15 protein-coding genes are annotated in these 19,167 nt (G+C 33.6%); 12 read left to right on the top strand and 3 right to left on the bottom strand.

Annotated elements, in window-relative coordinates; genetic code table 11:
* The first annotated feature begins 18 nt into the window (after window positions 1-18).
* From AC3EMB_RS17555 to AC3EMB_RS17540, 4 genes are all read left to right on the top strand, one after another.
* Window positions 19-432: a CoA-binding protein gene (locus tag AC3EMB_RS17555; RefSeq protein WP_000151397.1), complete on the top strand. Its 414-nt coding sequence runs from the start codon at window positions 19-21 to the stop codon at window positions 430-432.
* A gap of 375 nt (window positions 433-807) precedes the next feature.
* A complete protein-coding gene (gene parE / locus AC3EMB_RS17550) occupies window positions 808-2,772 on the top strand; it encodes a DNA topoisomerase IV subunit B (protein WP_001062197.1) in 1,965 nt (654 codons plus the stop codon).
* A 1-nt stretch (window position 2,773) separates the two neighbouring features.
* On the top strand, window positions 2,774-5,197 hold the full coding sequence (gene parC, locus AC3EMB_RS17545; RefSeq protein ID WP_001147467.1) for a DNA topoisomerase IV subunit A: 2,424 nt from the start codon (window positions 2,774-2,776) through the stop codon (window positions 5,195-5,197).
* Window positions 5,198-5,420: 223 nt separating this feature from the next.
* On the top strand, window positions 5,421-6,452 hold the full coding sequence (locus tag AC3EMB_RS17540; protein ID WP_488517194.1) for an oxidoreductase: 1,032 nt from the start codon (window positions 5,421-5,423) through the stop codon (window positions 6,450-6,452).
* 55 nt (window positions 6,453-6,507) lie between these two features.
* Here the strand turns inward: AC3EMB_RS17540 and AC3EMB_RS17535 are convergent, their stop codons facing one another.
* Window positions 6,508-6,951, bottom strand: coding sequence for a VOC family protein (locus AC3EMB_RS17535; protein WP_000171337.1), 444 nt, complete (start codon window positions 6,949-6,951; stop codon window positions 6,508-6,510).
* A gap of 59 nt (window positions 6,952-7,010) precedes the next feature.
* On the opposite strand from AC3EMB_RS17535, the gene AC3EMB_RS17530 reads away from it, so the two are divergent.
* The gene (locus AC3EMB_RS17530) at window positions 7,011-7,979 is read left to right on the top strand and encodes a helix-turn-helix transcriptional regulator (RefSeq protein WP_071731626.1); all 969 of its coding nucleotides are present in this window, start codon (window positions 7,011-7,013) and stop codon (window positions 7,977-7,979) included.
* A gap of 93 nt (window positions 7,980-8,072) precedes the next feature.
* Here AC3EMB_RS17530 and AC3EMB_RS17525 read toward each other — a convergent pair whose 3' ends face one another.
* The gene (locus AC3EMB_RS17525) at window positions 8,073-8,675 is read right to left on the bottom strand and encodes a TetR/AcrR family transcriptional regulator (protein ID WP_488517193.1); all 603 of its coding nucleotides are present in this window, start codon (window positions 8,673-8,675) and stop codon (window positions 8,073-8,075) included.
* Window positions 8,676-8,831: 156 nt separating this feature from the next.
* Here AC3EMB_RS17525 and AC3EMB_RS17520 point away from each other — a divergent pair, with 156 nt between their 5' ends.
* From AC3EMB_RS17520 to AC3EMB_RS17490, 7 genes are all read left to right on the top strand, one after another.
* On the top strand, window positions 8,832-9,725 hold the full coding sequence (locus AC3EMB_RS17520) for an ABC transporter ATP-binding protein (protein WP_023522720.1): 894 nt from the start codon (window positions 8,832-8,834) through the stop codon (window positions 9,723-9,725).
* Window positions 9,718-10,524 (top strand): DUF2705 family protein, encoded by an 807-nt coding sequence (locus AC3EMB_RS17515; RefSeq protein WP_001041425.1) that lies wholly within the window; start codon window positions 9,718-9,720, stop codon window positions 10,522-10,524. The genes AC3EMB_RS17520 and AC3EMB_RS17515 overlap by 8 nt, the downstream gene beginning before the upstream one ends.
* A gap of 202 nt (window positions 10,525-10,726) precedes the next feature.
* Entirely contained in the window at window positions 10,727-11,260 is a 534-nt protein-coding gene (locus AC3EMB_RS17510; RefSeq protein ID WP_023522718.1) for an RNA polymerase sigma factor, read from the top strand.
* A gap of 12 nt (window positions 11,261-11,272) precedes the next feature.
* Complete coding sequence (locus AC3EMB_RS17505; RefSeq protein WP_488517192.1) at window positions 11,273-12,274, top strand: anti-sigma factor; 1,002 nt, start codon at window positions 11,273-11,275, stop codon at window positions 12,272-12,274.
* A 17-nt stretch (window positions 12,275-12,291) separates the two neighbouring features.
* On the top strand, window positions 12,292-13,329 hold the full coding sequence (locus AC3EMB_RS17500) for an LCP family protein (RefSeq protein ID WP_366986725.1): 1,038 nt from the start codon (window positions 12,292-12,294) through the stop codon (window positions 13,327-13,329).
* Between the two features lie 348 nt (window positions 13,330-13,677).
* The gene (locus tag AC3EMB_RS17495; protein ID WP_000727535.1) at window positions 13,678-15,390 is read left to right on the top strand and encodes a peptide ABC transporter substrate-binding protein; all 1,713 of its coding nucleotides are present in this window, start codon (window positions 13,678-13,680) and stop codon (window positions 15,388-15,390) included.
* A gap of 371 nt (window positions 15,391-15,761) precedes the next feature.
* Window positions 15,762-17,468, top strand: a complete 1,707-nt coding sequence (locus AC3EMB_RS17490; protein WP_000728442.1) for a peptide ABC transporter substrate-binding protein — start codon at window positions 15,762-15,764, stop codon at window positions 17,466-17,468.
* Between the two features lie 64 nt (window positions 17,469-17,532).
* On the opposite strand, the gene AC3EMB_RS17485 is transcribed toward AC3EMB_RS17490, so the two are convergent.
* Window positions 17,533-18,887 (bottom strand): IS3 family transposase gene (locus AC3EMB_RS17485; protein ID WP_488517191.1). Its coding sequence is split into 2 segments (ribosomal slippage): window positions 17,533-18,434 and window positions 18,434-18,887, totalling 1,356 coding nucleotides; the frame shifts between segments, so codons are not numbered across the junction.
* Window positions 18,888-19,167: the final 280 nt, after the last annotated feature.

Raw genomic sequence — 19,167 nt, 5'->3', positions numbered from 1 at the left:
GAATAGGAGGGATTAATTATGACAATTGAAAACCCAACTCGTACGGAAATTGGTGAAGTGTTAAAGAGAAGCAAAACAATTGCGGTTGTTGGATTATCAGATAAGCCAGAACGTACATCGTATATGGTTTCAAAAGCAATGCAAGATGCTGGATACCGTATTATTCCAGTTAATCCAACAGTAGATGAGGTGCTTGGAGAAAAGGCAGTTTCTTCACTAAAGGATATTAAGGAACACGTTGACATAGTAAATGTATTTCGTCGCTCAGAGTTTTTAATGGATGTTGCAAAAGAATTTGTAGAGATTGATGCAGATGTTTTTTGGGCACAATTAGGAGTACAAGATGAAGATACATATAAACTTTTAAAAGAAAAAGACTATACTGTAATAATGGATCGTTGTATTAAAGTAGAACATGCGATGACAAAATAGTATAGATTTAAAAGTAGAAAGATTGATTCAGCCCTCATTATAGATAAGTAGGGCCGATGAACGAGGTGTTCATCATGAGATTTTTTAAAGGCTGTTTTTGGGGATTGTTATTTGTAATCCCATTTTGGATCTTGATCATTTGGATCATAATAAAGGTTTGGAATGTGTAATCTTGGAATACATATCCATTTCTCGTTGACAAACGATTATTTTTCTGAAATAGTAGCCTAGAGGAATCCTTGTGAGAAAACAAGGATTTTTCTATTGAAGATGGTATATAAAAGAGATAAGATAACTTGCCAAAACTATAGTCGAGGCGTTATTCTATAATAGAAACATATGTTCTGATTTTGGATTAGGAAAGGGGCAAGGAGTTTGGCGAAGCATCAGTTCCAATATAATGAAGATGCGATTCAAGTGTTAGAAGGACTTGAAGCCGTTCGAAAACGCCCGGGTATGTATATCGGGAGTACGGATAGCCGTGGATTGCATCATTTAGTATATGAAATAGTAGATAACTCCGTTGACGAAGCGTTAGCGGGATTTGGCGACGAAATTTCAGTCGTAATACATAAAGATAATAGTATTAGCGTTATAGATAAAGGGCGAGGAATGCCTACGGGAATGCATAAACTTGGGAAACCTACACCTGAAGTTATTTTAACTGTACTTCATGCAGGTGGTAAGTTTGGTCAAGGTGGCTATAAAACGAGTGGTGGTTTACACGGTGTTGGGGCATCAGTTGTAAACGCTTTGTCAGAATGGTTAGTAGTAACAATTAAACGTGATGGTAACATTTATGAACAACGCTTTGAAAATGGTGGCGTTCCTGCAACGACGTTAGAGAAAATCGGGAAAACAAAAGAGTCTGGTACGACAATGCACTTCAAACCAGATACAACGATTTTCAGCACGACAAATTACAATTATGAAACATTATGTGAGAGATTACGTGAATCTGCATTCTTATTAAAAGGAATGAAAATCTCGATAAAAGACGAACGTAATGATTTAGAAGATATATTTCATTATGAAACAGGAATCGAAGCTTTCGTTTCATATTTAAACGAAGAAAAAGATTCAATTCACCCGGTTGTATATTTCACTGGTGAACAAAACGGAATTGAAGCAGAACTAGCATTCCAGTTTAATGATGGTTACTCAGAAAATATTCTTTCGTTTGTAAATAACGTACGTACAAAAGATGGTGGAACACACGAAGCTGGATTTAAAACAGCAATGACGCGTGTGTTCAATGAGTATGCTCGTAAAGTTTCATTATTAAAAGAAAAAGATAAAAATTTAGAAGGTACAGATATTCGTGAAGGTGTAGCGGCTATCGTTTCTGTACGTGTACCAGAAGAAGTACTTCAGTTTGAAGGACAAACGAAAGGGAAACTTGGTACAAGTGAAGCTCGTTCTTCTATTGATGCCATTGTATCAGAGCATTTAGCTTACTTTTTAGAGGAAAACCCGGATGTAGCTACACTTCTTGTGAGAAAGGCAGTTAAAGCAGCGCAAGCACGTGAGGCTGCTCGTAAAGCGAGAGAAGAAGCACGTAGTGGTAAGAAGAAGAAAAAATCAGAAGGTACGTTAAGCGGGAAGTTAACACCTGCACAATCACGTAATCCTCAGAAAAACGAATTGTATTTAGTAGAGGGTGACTCTGCTGGTGGTTCAGCGAAACAAGGACGAGACCGTCGTTTCCAGGCCGTATTACCATTACGTGGTAAAGTAATTAATACAGAGAAAGCAAAGCTTGCTGATATCTTTAAAAATGAAGAGATTAATACAATCATTTATGCGATTGGCGGCGGTGTAGGAAATGAATTTGATGTTGAAGATATTAACTACGATAAAGTTGTAATTATGACCGATGCCGATACGGATGGAGCTCATATTCAAGTATTGTTATTAACGTTCTTCTACAGATATATGAAGCCACTTATCGAAGCGGGTAAAGTGTTTATCGCACTCCCTCCTTTATACAAAGTAAGTAAAGGAAAAGGTAAGAGTGAAGTAATTGAATACGCTTGGTCAGATGAGGAATTAGACGGTGTAACGAAAAAAGTTGGAAAAGGTTACATGTTACAACGTTATAAAGGGCTTGGTGAAATGAATGCGGATCAATTATGGGAAACAACAATGAATCCTGAAACGCGTACATTAATTCGCGTGAAAATTGATGATGCAGCAAGAGCAGAGCGCCGCGTTACAACATTAATGGGCGATAAAGTAGAACCGCGCCGTAAATGGATTGAACGTAATGTACAGTTTGGTATGCAAGAAGAAGGAAATATTTTAGAAAATGAAATGATTATGGAGACGGAGGTGGAATAACATGCAAGCAGAGAAGTTTCATGACCTCCCGCTTGAAGACGTGTTAGGTGATCGCTTTGCACGTTATAGTAAATATATTATTCAAGATCGTGCACTTCCAGATGCACGTGATGGCTTAAAGCCAGTACAAAGACGTATTTTATATTCTATGTATGTAGAAGGTAATGTACATGATAAAGCGTTTCGTAAATCAGCTAAAACAGTAGGTAATGTTATCGGTAATTATCATCCACATGGAGATTCCTCTGTATATGAAGCAATGGTACGCTTAAGCCAAACTTGGAAAGTACGTAATGTTTTAGTTGAAATGCATGGTAATAACGGTAGTGTAGATGGGGACCCAGCGGCAGCAATGCGTTATACGGAAGCTCGTTTATCACCAATCGCATCTGAATTATTACGTGATCTTGATAAAGAAACAGTTGAATTCGTGTCAAACTTTGATGATACGAGTGAAGAACCGGTTGTATTACCAGCAGCGTTCCCGAATTTATTAGTGAACGGATCTACAGGGATTTCCGCTGGTTATGCAACAGAAATTCCTCCGCATCATCTTGGAGAAGTTATTGATGCTACAATGATGCGTATTGATAAGCCAAATAGTACTGTTGATGATTTATTAACAGTTATGAAAGGACCAGATTTCCCAACAGGCGGTATTATTCAAGGGATTGATGGTATTAAAAAGGCGTATGAAACAGGTAAAGGTAAAATTATTATTCGTGGAAAAGCAGAAGTTGAAACAGTGCGCGGTGGGAAACAACAAATTGTAATCACTGAAATTCCTTACGAAGTGAATAAGGCAAACCTTGTAAAGAAAATGGATGAATTACGTCTAGATAAAAAGTTAGATGGTATTGCTGAAGTGCGTGATGAGACAGATCGTACTGGTTTACGAATTGTTGTTGAATTAAAGAAAGAAGCAAACGCCGAAGGTATTTTAAATTATTTATATAAAAATACAGATTTACAAATTCCATATAACTTTAATATGGTAGCGATTAATAATCGTCGTCCAACACTTATGACATTACCAAAAATTTTGGATGCTTATATTGGACATCAAAAAGAGGTTATTACGAGACGTTCGCAATATGAATTAAGAAAAGCAGAAAATCGTCAACATATTGTAGAAGGTTTAAAGAAAGCATTATCGATTTTAGATCAAGTAATCGAGACAATTCGAGCTTCAAAAGATAAACGTAATGCGAAAGATAATTTAAGTGCAAAATTTGGCTTTACAGAAGCACAGGCGGAAGCAATTGTTTCCTTGCAATTATATCGCTTAACGAATACAGACATTACGGCGTTACAAGAAGAAGCAGATGAGCTTAATAAGAAAATTCTAGAGCTACAGTCAATTTTACAAAGTGAAAAAAGATTACTTCAAGTCATTAAAACTGATTTGAAGAGAGTTAAGAAAACATATAGTGATGATCGCCGTGCTATTATTGAAGAACAAATTGAAGAAATTAAAATAGACGTAGAAGTGATGATTCCACAAGAAGATGTCATCGTTACTGTAACGAAAGAAGGATATGTGAAACGTACTGGATGGCGCTCACATAATGCATCAAACGGCAAAGACTTCGGTATGAAAGAGGGTGACATCTTACTTGAACGATTCGATACGAATACGACTGAAACAGTTCTTTTATTCACAAGTAAAGGGAACTATATATATCTTCCAGTATACGAAATGCCAGATATTCGTTGGAAAGATTTAGGTCAGCACGTTGCAAATATCGTTTCACTCGACCGAGATGAAACGATCATTTGGGCAACGGTTGTACCGAACTTTGAGGAAGAAAAACGATTTATCGTATTTGTAACACGAAATGGTATGATAAAGAAAACAGAATTAAATCAATATAAAGTTCAGCGTTATTCAAGGGCATTCGTTGCTGTAAACTTGAAAAAAGATGATGAAGTTGTCGATATATTTGCGACAGATGGAACGAGTGATATCGTTCTTGCTACACATGGTGCATATGCACTTATTTTCCATGAAGATGAAGTAAGTCCAGTCGGTGTAAGAGCTGCTGGTGTGAAAGCAATTAATTTAAAAGAAGATGACTATGTCGCTTCTGGTAAACCGTTAAATGGTGATAAAGATCAACTTATTCTCGTAACGCAGCGTGGTGCTGTAAAACGTCTAAAAGCATCAGAAATTGAAAAATCAACGAGGGCGAAGCGAGGTCTTGTTATTTTCAAAGAGTTAAAACGTAATCCGTACCGCATTGTCGGTATTGAAATTGTTCGGGACGATGAATTAGTTTACATGAAGACAGAGAAAAACATTGTAGAAGAGATTGATCCGAAAGCGTATCGAAATAAAGACCGGTATAGTAATGGTAGCCTAGTGCTAGATGTAAATGATACTGGTGAAGTAGTAGAAACGTGGACGAAGAAAAGACCAGAATAAAGAGGGCATCTTGCTATGAATAGTAGCAAGATGCTTTTTTCTAGGCAATTTATTATGTAAATAATAATAATCTTGTTATAATAACTGAATGAAATCGTTCTCATAAAGTTCAACTAATCGGGCTTTAACAAGCAGTTGATTCCTCACCTAATTCCCTAGCTTTCACTGAATTTGGGGTTAGGAATCTTACTGCCCGTTAAAGGGGCACAAATGGAGGGGCAACATGAAAAAAATAGGTGTAGGGATTGTAGGATTTGGTTTTTCTAGTACGACATTTCATATCCCACTATTACAAACAATAGAAGAATATGATATTCGTGCTGTATTATCCTCAAAAGAAGAGGTAGTAAAAGAAACATTACCAAACGCTAATGTTTTTAGTACAATTGATGAATTGGTGAAGCGAGCTGATGTTGACTTAGTTGTTATTACATCACCTAATACAACTCATTTTCCATATGTAAAAGAAGCAATTTTAAACGGTAAGCATGTTGTTGTAGAAAAACCATTTGTTGTTTCAATTGAAGAAGGGGAAGAGCTTATTACATTAGCAGAGCAGCATAATGTAATGTTAAGCGTATATCATAATCGTCGTTTTGATAATGATTTCTTAACAATTAAGAAATTGTTAGGAGAAAACAGAGTAGGGAATGTATACGCATATGAATCGAATTTTGATCGTTTCCGTCCACATGTACGTGATCGATGGAGAGAAAAAAATCTACCAGGCTCCGGTATATTATACGATTTAGGATCGCATTTAATTGACCAAGCGTTATCAATATTTGGGAAACCAGATGCGATAAGTGCAGATGTAATAAAACAACGACCAGGTGCAGAGGTGGATGATTATTTCCACATAGTACTGCATTACGGATTTAAACGTATCATTTTACGTAGCAGCAGTTATGTGAAAAAAGCTGGACCGCATTTTATAGTGCATGGAGAGAAAGGTTCTATCGTGAAGTACGGTATGGATTCGCAGGAAGAGCAATTAAAAAATGGAATGAAGCCAGGCGATAACGGTTATGGGGTAGACGATGAAGAGAATTTTGCTACGTTAGAAACAGAAGAAAGCCTAGAGCGTATTCCAACAGAAGTCGGTTGTTATGACAATTATTATAAAGGTGTACGAGATAGTATATTAAATGGTGAGAAACTACCTGTAACAGCAAAAGAAGGTTTAGATGTTATTAAATTGATTCAATTAGCGATTGAAAGTAGTGAAAAGGGTAGAGTCATTTCTATAAAATAAAAAGACACGAATTTCGTGTCTTTTTTATTAGGAATATGTGAATATGATTAATTAATTAGTTTAGTCGTTTATCATACATTAATTGGATTTGTATGCCATAAGGATCTTCAATAATACCATATGCTTCACTAAATATATTTTTTTCTAGCGGAGAGATTATTTTCACATGCTTATCGGAAATTAAATTATTATAAAACCTTTGTATTTCTTCTAAATTAGCGCTTTGAATGCAAAGTGACATGTTATTTCCAACGTTATAACGTTCATTAGTATTCATTGTATCTTCTGCTATCATTAGCTTTGTATTCCCAATTTGTAAAACAGAGTGAGCAATATGATCTTTATTTTCACTTGTAATTTTAAAAGAACTATCTCTTTTCGCCAGTTCTTCATACGTAACAATCATTAACTTTTTAGCTTCTAAATTACGTATATAAAAATTAATCGCCTCCTTTGCTTGCCCATTCATTGAAAGAAAAATAGCTATTTCTAATGTCATAAATATATAACTCCTTTATTAGTTGATAATTATAATATAGATTAAAAGGGTTTCAATACATGACACCTTTTTGGGAGGGAAATATGAAAAAAACGGAACGAATAAATGATATGCTTATTTTCTTAAAGAATAAAAGATATTTTAATTTAAAAGATTTAATGGCTAGATATGATATTTCTAAAAGTACCGCGTTGCGAGATATTCAATCATTGGAAGAAATAGGTGTACCCATATATTCTGAACTAGGTAGAAATGGAAGTTATAAAATTATAGAAAATAATGTGTTATCACCAATTTATTTTAGTGTGGATGAAATGTATGCGTTATACTTTTCAATTCTTACGCTAAATGGATATAAGACAAAACCATTTAATGTAGAAAGTATTGCGCTTGAAAATAAATTTAAACATGTATTACCTGATAATGTGAGTAAAAATATTTCAATCATGGAACTAACGCTTTCCTTTGAAGTAACAAATCATAGTAATTTTAGTCCGTTCTTAAAAGAAATTTTACAGGGGATTTTTGCTGAGCGAGTTTATCATTTAACATATTTAAAAAAAGGTGAGGAGAAAGCATTGGTTGTCCAATTTATTCGAATAGAATCTAAATTTGGCCAGTGGTATGCTAAAATCTTTAATTTTGAGACAAATCATGTTCAAATAATTAGATGTGATAAAATTCTCTCTATTGTGGAAACAAGCAATGTTCATCCAAAAAATCTTGAAGAATTATTAAGTTATCTTACTACTTTTCACAGGAAGCCTGATGCAATTGATTTTAGCGTCATTGTTAATCAAAAAGGAAAAGACATTTTTGATAAAGAGAATTACCCTTCCATGAGGTTGCAAAAGGAAAATGAAAATTACATTATAACAGGCTATTTTAACAAGCAAGAATCTGATTTTATTTCAAATTATTTTCTGAATTTCGGTGAAACGATTATTTCGATTCAGCCTGTTATGCTAAAAGAGTTAATCTATAATAAGGTGTTATCTATAAAGCAGCATTTAACTTCTTTAAGATAAAGTTAGTTTTAGCTATTTATTTGATATGAGAAAGCCCTTGAGATTTAAATATCCAAAGGGCTTTTTGGTGATTCTATTTGTTCTTTAGAAAAATTATTTTTTTGGGACGGACAGTCCATAAAAGAACATCGTAACGATATCTTGTATATGTTTTTCACGATCTCCTTCAAGAAGTTGTGCCCCAAAATCATCACCTAATTTAGTAAACATTTGAATGTAAAGTAACATCATTTCTTTAGTAAGGTGTGGATTAATTTCGTTTTTGCGCTGAGCTCGTTCTAATATTTCTAAATACCAGGGCAGGATTTTTTCATTTTGATAACTATAAATAAACTTACGGAGTTCTTCGTCCCTTTGCATCATTTGCAGTAACATATCAGGTTGAAATAACCCGCCAGTATTCATTTTTCTTACAATCATTTTTTGCATCATATCATTAAAAGGTAATTTTTCTTCTGCAAGCTCTTTATAATATTGAAATTCAGATATGATAAATTCTTGTATAAGCTCCCTAAATAACGCATCTTTACTTCCGAAATGATTATAAATTGTAACTTGAGAAACGTTTGCTTCTTTTGCGATATGTTCTATTTTCACTTCATTAAATCCGCGTTCTGAAAATAATACGAATGCTGCTTCTTTAATGGCACGCTTTTTCTTTTCTTTTACTCTTTCAAAGCCGTTCAATGCAATCACCTCACTTAAAATATACAAGAAAAAATAATGGAAAACAATAATTTTGAAATATGGACTAATAAATATTTCAAAAATTTGTTGCGAATATGGAAGATGAGGAGTACAATAATTTTGAAATATCACATATTCAATATTTCAAAAAAATGAGGTGGAATTATGATTTCAGTTCAAGATGTCACAAAACAGTTTTCGAATGGAAAAGGTTTGTTTCATATTACATTTGATGTAAAAGAGGGAGAAGTATTTGGTTATTTAGGACCGAATGGTGCCGGAAAATCAACGACGATTCGTAATTTAATGGGATTTATAAAACCGACAGCTGGTAAAGCGACAATTTTTGGATTAGATTGTTGGAATGAAGCAGCGAAAATTCAAAGGGAAGTTGGTTATTTACCGGGTGAAATTTCTTTTATTGAAGGAATGAACGGATTAGAGTTTTTAAAATTAATGCAGGGAATGCGTGGATTAAAGGATACGAAAAGACGAGATGAACTGATAGAGCGTCTGCAATTTGATGTGAAAACACCGATTCGCAAAATGTCTAAAGGAATGAAGCAAAAAGTAGGGATAGTCGCTGCATTTATGCACGATCCAGAGGTGTTAATTTTAGATGAACCAACATCTGGACTTGATCCACTTATGCAACAAGTGTTTATAGATTTAATATTAGAGGAAAAGCAAAGAGGAAAAACAATCCTAATGTCATCACATATTTTTACTGAAATTGAGAGAACTTGTGACAGAGTAGCTATTATTAAAGATGGTCGACTCGTAACGGTTGAAAATATTCACGATTTACAAAGTATGAGAAGACAGGTGATAGATGTAACAGTATCATCACAAGAAGAGATTGAGTCCCTTATAAAGTGTAATTTGCAATTTGAAGCGGTAAAAGGTAGAGAGGCATCTATCATTGTACAAGGAAACTATCAAACTGTTTTACAAACACTTTCAAACTATAATGTAACGGCACTTCAAACGAGAGCGATGGATTTAGAACATTTATTTATGCATTATTACGATAAGAAAGAAGGGGTAACGCATGAATAAGCAATTGTTTTTAGCTAGTTTGAAAGAAACACAAAAAAGTATTTTGAGTTATGCGTGTGGTGCGGCTTTATATTTGTGGTTATTAATTTGGATATTCCCGTCAATGGTATCAGCGAAAGGGCTAAATGAATTAATAGCTGCCATGCCTGATAGTGTGAAAAAAATCGTTGGTATGGAAAGTCCGATTCAAAACGTAATGGATTTTCTAGCGGGCGAATACTATAGTCTATTGTTTATTATCATTTTAACAATTTTTTGCGTAACAGTTGCGACACATTTAATTGCTCGTCATGTAGATAAAGGAGCAATGGCATACTTGCTAGCAACACCTGTATCTAGAGTGCAAATTGCTATTACACAAGCTACTGTTCTCATATTGGGACTACTAATCATTGTATCTGTTACGTATGTAGCTGGGTTAGTAGGTGCAGAATGGTTTTTACAAGATAATAACTTAAATAAAGAATTATTTTTGAAGATAAATATAGTCGGAGGTCTCATATTTTTAGTCGTTAGTGCGTATTCATTTTTCTTTTCTTGCATATGTAATGACGAAAGAAAAGCACTAAGTTATTCAGCGAGTTTAACTATCCTATTTTTCGTATTGGATATGGTAGGGAAGTTAAGTGATAAGTTAGAATGGATGAAAAACCTATCATTATTCACGCTGTTTCGTCCGAAAGAAATTGCTGAAGGAGCGTATAATATATGGCCGGTAAGTATAGGGTTAATTGCCGGAGCACTTTGTATTTTCATAGTAGCAATTGTAGTGTTTAAGAAGAGGGATTTACCGTTATAAAGTAGAAAGTCCACTAGAAAGTGGGCTTTTTTTATTTGTAAATTAAAACTAGTATGTTTATCGCATAACACTTATAAAGGATATTTATCTTTTTAATTAAGAAAATATTCAAAAAAATGAACCTTTTTCTAGGTTCATACGTCTAATACATGTAAAGTTAAATTGGAAGTGATGAAGTGAGGATGAAACAGGAGGAGCAATTGTGAAAGTAATCCCTTTATATAAAATGATTATAAAAGAAGAAACGGATGTTTCTTTAGCGAAAAAAGGTAATCATGAAGCCTTTATAGCGCTTATGCATACAGAAAAAGTGAAGATGTATCGAATAGCAAAGGCGATGTTACGTGATGAGACAAATATAGAGGATGCGATACAGACAACAATTTTAAAGGCCTATGAAAATATAAAAAAATTAAAAAAAGAAGAATTTTTTCAAACTTGGTTAATTCGAATACTAATAAATGAGTGTAACAATATTATTAGAGCGTATAAAAATGTAATTGTGACAGAAGAGAATGATTACAATATGAGTGCGTGTGATCAGTATGAAGATATAGATTTGTGTAATGCGATTCAATCGTTACATGAAGAATTAAGAGCTGTTACGGTGCTTTATTATTATGAAGATATGAATCAAGAGAGTATAGCAAAGCTGTTAGAAATACCGAAAGGAACAGTGAAATCAAGATTGTCACGCGCGAGGGAACAACTACAAAAACGATTAAAGATGGAATAGGGGGTGTAAAGGATGGATAATGAAAAATTATTTGATGAGAAATTAAAAAAGAGAATAAAAGATGAAAATGTTATAGTACCTCCAGAGTTAAATGAAAAAATTAATGGCACGCTACATAATCTTAAGGTAAAAAAGAAGAGTTACAAAATTCATATGATGATGATAATTAGTGCAGCGGTTTGTATACTTTCAGTGGTATCTATGTCTGAGTTTTCTATACAAAGTTTTGCGCAAAATGGTGGAGTATTTGAATATGTAAAGAAAAAAGCGTTTTCTGATTTTGAAAATGAAGAAGAAATAAAATCGAATGTACATTATCCAGATAAAGAAAAGATTCATCAAAAAATGCTAGATTCTATTGATTATTTTAAAAATATTTCAGGACAATTTGAGGAATATTCTAGCTCATCAAGAATTGCTACAACATATAAGTATGCGATTGATACGGAAAAACAAAGAGGTATCTCTTCGAAAGAAGATAAACTAGCGAAAAAACGAACAATTATATATAACGAGGGCAAGAAAAAAGAGTTTGATGATGAGAAGTATACCTATAAAGAGACAAAATGGAACCCGAAAGAAAGAAACAATGAACTATTAAAATTAAATCCTACGGAAAGGTTATTGAAAAAAGCAGGTGAAAAAAAGCGATATGATGATGAATATATAGGGCTAGCTAAATATAGTATTCAATCAGAATTCGCAGATTTGTTAATTCGATATAAAGATTGGAATTATAAAGAAACGAAATATCTTGGATTAGATTGTTACAAAATTGAAGGAGTCATCAACATAGAGATGCCTGTTAGCACCTCTGAAGATTTAAGAGGGAAATTCGAAATGGTTGTGGAGAAAAATACAGGGATTATGTTGAAATTTCTTAGTTTTCAAGAAGGCTTGATTCAATATTCAGTTACGACTGAATGGATACAAATAGATAAGGGATTGAAAGAAAGTATGTTTCAAAAGGATAGCGCTAAATATGAAAGAATGAAAAATATTTTGGATGAATAGAAACAGGAGGAGAGTAAATGGAGAATCATTCATCTTTAAGAGAAGAGAAAAATAAGCAAAAATATAAAAAGAAAACGATAATAAGTTTACTACTGGCGGTATTACTATTTGGTGGAATTGGCTATGGAGCCTATGTATATATGAAAACTTCTAGTCTCGTACAAAAATCTAATTTGAATTTAGCACGAGGTGAAAAATCCAATTTACGTGAGAAATCTGTAAAGCCAATTGCAAATCATGTTTCACTTTTAATTATGGGAATTGATGAAAATCAAGAACGACAAAAGGAATATAATGGTGCATTTCATACAGATGCATTATTGTTAGCGACTTTTAATAAAGACGATAAAACAGTGAAATTAACGAGCATACCGCGTGATACATATACATATGTTCCAGTTGAAAAGAAAAAAGATAAAATAACCCATGCATATGGAAGTGGTTTCGTTAAAAATGGTACAGATGGAGGACCGCAAGCTTCTGTGGAAGCGGTAGAAAAATTGTTACAGGTGCCCGTTGATTATTTTGTGAAATTTAATTTTGGTTCCTTTACTAAAATTGTTGATGGGTTAGATGGTATTGAAGTGGATGTCCCGGTTGAATTTACGGAGCAAAATAGTAAAGATGAACCTGATGCGATTCATTTGAAAAAAGGATTACAAAAATTAAATGGCGAAGAAGCACTTGCACTAGCAAGAACGCGCCATATTGATAGTGATGCAATGAGAGGACAGCGCCAACAACTTGTTATTGAAGCGATTTTAAGTAAATTAAAAAGTGTAGGATCGATTACGAAGCTAGAAAAAATAGTTGAGGCGGTTGATAGTGATTTTAAAACAAATTTAGTAATGGATGATATTTTATCTTTTTATAAATACGGTTTAAACGGTTCAGTTGAAAAAATACAATTAGCTGGTGATGATTTATACTTACCTAATGGCCCAAACGGGCAACGTGTATATTATTATAATCCTAATAAAAAAGATCTACAGAGTTTGAGTAATACTCTTAGAACACATCTAGGGTTAAGTGAAAAGAAAATTGAGGAGAATTAAAGCAGACGAAATGTCTGCTTTTTTATTTTTGTAGAAAAGAGGTTTGTTACGATATACATTATTTATTAACAATAATTTACAAGTTATTTTATAGTAAAGGGATATAAAGACTATTAAATCAATACATAGAATTCCATGAGGTATAGTGTTTCGAAAGGTTAAGTAATTTTTATGAATATTACTGTAAAAAAATAATTTTTTAAAAATTTTCAATAATAACACTTTACAAAACTCAAAAAATTAGTAGAATAATAGTTAATAAGAATCTTCTGATAAATATATAAAGAAAAACAGAATTATCAGAAAATTCTTAAATGAGAGCGTTAAGAATTAGGGAGGGTACAGAAAGTGAAAAAGAAAAAAATGAAAAAACTAACAGCGGTTGTAGTACCAGTTTTAGCAATGAGTATGGCATTAACAGCATGTTCTACATCAGGTGGAGATAAGAAGACAAGCACAAATTCTAGCTCTGGTGGAGATAGTAAATCAGAAGGAAAATTAGCAGCAAAACAAGTACTAAATCGTACTGAAACAAATGAGATTCCAACAATGGATACTTCTAAAAATACAGATACATTAGGTTCTCAAATTTTAGGGAACACAATGGAAGGTTTATATCGATTAGATAAAGATAACAAACCAATCCCAGCTGCTGCAGAATCAAGCACGAAGAGTGAGGATGGTAAAAAATATACATTTAAACTACGTAAAGATGCAAAATGGTCAAATGGTGATCCTGTAACAGCGAAAGATTTTGCATATGCATGGCAACGCTTATTAGATCCAAAAACAGCTGCTGAATATGCATTTATTGCATTTCCAATTAAAAATGCGGAAGCGGTGAATAAAGGTGAAAAACCTGTAGCAGAGCTAGGAGTAAAAGCGGTAGATGACTATACGCTTGAAGTTGAGTTAGAACAAGCAGTACCATACTTCTTAAACTTAGTAGCGTTCCCATCGTACTATCCATTAAATGAGAAGTTCGTGAAGGAAAAAGGAGATAAATATGGTTTAGAGTCTGATACAACAGTATATAACGGACCGTTCGTTCTTACTGATTGGAAGCATGAGCAAGGTTGGAAATTAAAGAAAAACGACCAATATTGGGATAAAAAGACTGTAAAACTAGATGAAATTAACTATAGTGTAGTAAAAGAAGTAGCTACAAGAGTAAATTTATATGATACAAATGCAATTGATTTTGCACTTCTATCAGGTGAATTCGTTGATAAGTATAGAAATAATAAAGAAGAGTTTGGCACATATTCACAAGTAAGCACATACTTCTTACGTCTGAACCAAAAACGTGGCGGACAAGATACACCGTTAAAGAGCCAAAAATTACGTGAAGCAATCGCGCTTTCTATTGATAAGAAAAATCTATCAAATGTAATTTTAAATGATGGATCTAAACCTGCGGACTTCTTAGTACCAAAAGGATTAGCAACCGGACCGGATGGTAAAGATTTCCAAGAAACATTTAAAAATGGTATTAAGCCAGATGCGAAAAAAGCAGCAGCTGCATGGAATGAAGCGAAAAAAGAACTTGGAAAAGACCAAGTTACAATTGAGCTATTAAACTATGATACTGGTAATGCGAAAAAAGTTGGAGAATATGTAAAAGACCAGATCGAGAAAAACTTAAAAGGTGTAACAGTTAATATTAAACTTCAGCCATTCAAACAAAAGTTAAAATTAGAAACAGAGCAAGATTATGATTTATCATTTGCTGGTTGGGGACCTGACTACGCTGACCCAATGACATTCTTAGATATGTTCCAGTCTAATCATTCTCATAACCAAATGAGCTTCGCTGATTCGAAGTATGATGATATGATCAAAAAAGCTGGCGGAGAATTAATGGGTGACGCGAAGAAACGTTGGGAAGAGCTAGGAAAAGCTGAGAAATTACTTCTTGAGCAAGATGTAGCGCTTGTACCTTTATACCAACGTGGTGATGCATATGTTCAAAAACCAAATGCAAAAGGTATCGTTCACCATAACATCAGTCCAGAGTATAGCTTCAAGTGGGCATATATGACTGAAAAAGATGGAAAATAATTTTTAAACAGTAATGTTATCTTTAAGTGGATGTATACAAGTTTCTTAGCTTATTTTGTAGTGAGAAACTCGTACAATAGAAAGATAAATGATAGAGCATTCCAAAAGTAGACTATTTACTTTTGGAATGCTCTTTTTATTATGAGATTACATGTAAATAAATCGATAGATGTAAGGAAGAATTTGTATCATGACAATTGTAAAAAATACGTTTTACTATAATAAAAAAATAATTTTTAGAATATTTTAAAAATAACTTTACAAAAGCGGAAAAATTAGTAGAATATTAATTAATAAGAATTTTCTGATAACTAGTTATTAGAAAGTCTAACAAAAATGGTTTCGTACATATAATTGGGGAGGGTACAAAAATGAAGAAAAAGATGAAAAAGTTCACGGCGGTTGTAGCGCCAGTTTTAGCAATGAGTATGGCGTTGACAGCGTGTTCTGGATCTGGTGGGGAGAAGAAATCAACTACGACGTCTAGTGGTGGTGGGGAAGAGAAAAAAGCTGAAATTAAATATGCAGCGAAACAAGTATTAAATCGTACAGAAAATCAAGAAATTCCGACGATGGATGTTTCAAAATCTACTGATACATTAGGTTCTCAAATTTTAGGGAACACAATGGAAGGTTTATATCGATTAGATAAAGATAATAAGCCAATCCCAGCTGTGGCAGAATCTAGTACGAAAAGCGAGGATGGCAAAAAATATACATTTAAATTACGAAAAGATGCAAAATGGTCAAACGGTGATCCTGTAACAGCGAAAGATTTCGTATACGGATGGCAGCGCTTACTCGATAAAAATACAGCTGCAGAATATGCGTTTATCGCTTTCTATATTAAAAATGCAGAAGCAATTAATAAAGGTGAAAAACCTCTAACAGATTTAGGAGCAAAAGCGGTAGATGATTATACACTAGAAGTAGAATTAGAAAAGCCAGTACCGTATTTCTTGAATTTAATGGCATTCCCATCGTACTATCCTTTAAATGAAAAGTTCGTAAAAGAAAAAGGAGATAAGTTCGGTTTAGAAGCAGATACAACGTTGTATAACGGACCGTTCGTTATGGCGTCATGGAAGCATGAACAAGGATGGCAATTAAAGAAAAATGATCAGTATTGGGATAAAAAGACTGTGAAATTAGAAGAAATTAACTATAGTGTAGTAAAAGAAGTTGCGACGAAAGTAAACTTATATGATACAGGATCAATTGATTTTACACTATTATCAGGAGAATTTGTTGATAAATATAAATCGAACAAAGAGGAGTACGGTGAGTATTCAGAAGCAAGTACATTCTTCTTACGTTTAAATCAAAAGCGTAACGGACAAGATACACCGTTAAAGAGCAAAAAACTACGTGAAGCAATTGCATTATCAATTGATAAAAAAGGCCTAGCGAATGTTATTTTAAATAACGGTTCAAAAGCAACAGATCAATTAGTACCAAAAGGGCTTGCGACAGGGCCTGACGGTAAAGATTACCAAGATACATTTAAAAATGGTCTAAAATATGATCCGAAAAAAGGTGCAGCAGCTTGGGAAGCAGCGAAAAAAGAACTTGGAAAAGATCAAGTGACAATTGAACTACTAAGCTATGATGATGGAACTGCGAAAAAAATTGCTGACTATTTTAAAGATCAAATTGAGAAAAACTTAAAAGGTGTAACGGTTAACACGAAAATTCAGCCGTTCAAACAAAAACTGAAATTAGAGTCAGCGCAAGATTATGAAGTTTCATTTGCAGGTTGGAGCCCAGATTATTCGGATCCAATGACGTTTATTGATATGTTTGAATCGAAGAGCCCATATAACCAAATGAGTTATTCGAATCCAAAATACGATGAAATGGTAGCGAAAGCAGGTAATGAATTATTGTCTGATCCGAAGAAGCGTTGGGAAACGTTAGGAAAAGCAGAGAAATTGTTCCTTGAAGAAGATGCAGGATTAATTCCTTTATATCAAACAGGTAGAGCGTATGTAATGAAACCGAATGTTAAAGGAATTGTGAAACATAACATCAGTCCAGAATATAGCTTTAAGTGGGCTTATGTAACGGAAGGGAAATAATAAAAAAGAGCGTTTTAAAGGTAGATAATGAAGTGACCCCTAAAAGTTAGACACGGTTATTTCATTAGGCAGCTTGATAAAAATGAGTCCGGTATTGTACCGGGCTCATTTTTAATTTTGCCTTAATCCGTTTCGTATTATAATAATCTATATATTTTTCTAATTCTATTTTAAAGTGCTCTACATTTTCAAATTCTTTTATGTAGAGGAACTCCGACTTCATAATCCCAAAGAAATTTTCTATTACTGCGTTGTCGTAACAGTTGCCTTTTCGAGACATACTCTGGACGATAGCTCTTGATTCAAGTGTACGGACGTACTGTCTCATTTGATAATGCCATCCTTGATCTGAATGCATCAGTAGCTGGTGGGTTTCAGGTAAACGTTCCAATGCTTTCTCTAACATGTCTGAAACAAGCGAATACGTCGGTCTAGAACCAATTGTATAGGTAATAATTTCACCATTATACAAATCTAATACAGGTGATACATACAGTTTTTCTCCAAACAATTTAAACTCTGTGATGTCTGTTACCCACTTTTGATTCGGTGCATCTGTATGAAAATTACGCTCTAAAATATTAGGTGCAATTCTACCGACTTTTCCTTTATAGGATTTATATTTCTTCATACGCACAACACACTTTAACCCAAGCTCTTTCATAATGCGCTGAACCTTCTTGTGGTTCACTTTCTGGCCACGATTCGTTAATTCATCACGAATGCGACGGTAACCATAACGACCTTTATTTTCCTCATAAATCGCTTTAATCTCAATTTTCAAATCGGCATCTACATCTGGACGATTCATTTTCTTTACTAAATCATAATACGTGCTTCGAGGAATAGTAGCTAGCTCCACGAGTGCCTTCACCGAATATTTATGCCTTAATTCATAGACTACTTGCGCTTTGTCTTGTTTTGTGATTTTTCCTTGTTTTGAACTAAGGCATTTAACTTTTTTAAGTACTCATTTTCCATCTCAAGCTGTTTAATGCGTGCTTCAAGTGCTTCGACTGACCCTTCAGCTAAAGGTTGTTTTAATTGTTTATTTGAATCTTTTTTCATGGATGGACGCCCCTTTTTCTTAGATTGAAGGGCATCAATTCCTTGTGTTTCGAGCTGTTTTTTCCAAACAGAAATCGTTGAAGGGGCAGGAATATTAAAGATAGCTGCCGTCTCAAATAAGGACATACCGTTTTCAATCATAAAGTTTAGTACGTCTAGTTTAAATTGTTGTGTGTAATTTGTACATCGTTTTAGAAAAGCTTCCAGACCATTCTGTTTATATTGGTTTACCCAATTCAAAATGATTGTGTCATTTATACCGAGCGATCTACCTATTTCTCGATAACTTTCATTTCCGTTCAAATAACGTAGAACGATTTGTATTTTTTCATCAGCTGTAAATTTAGCCATAGAAAAACTGCACCCCCAATTGTTAGACTGTGTCTAACAATTGGGGTGCAGTTCATAAATGACTTTTAGAACGCTCTTTTACTATTAAATTAAATAGAGAAGAATAAGAAAAGTGGTACTTACATATAGTAGATGTGGGAGAATTCGTATAGTAGTAATAGATTGTTATCGAATTAAATAAATTAATTATTATGAATATTTTTAAAAATACTTTACAATCTTAGGAAAATTAGTAGAATAATAATTAGTAATAATTTTCTGATAATTCAAATTAGAAATC

The organism is Bacillus sp. LQ16 (genome assembly GCF_057784645.1).
The sequence above is the reverse complement of the archived record's forward strand: the minus strand, read 5'-3'. Positions and strand labels throughout refer to the sequence as shown.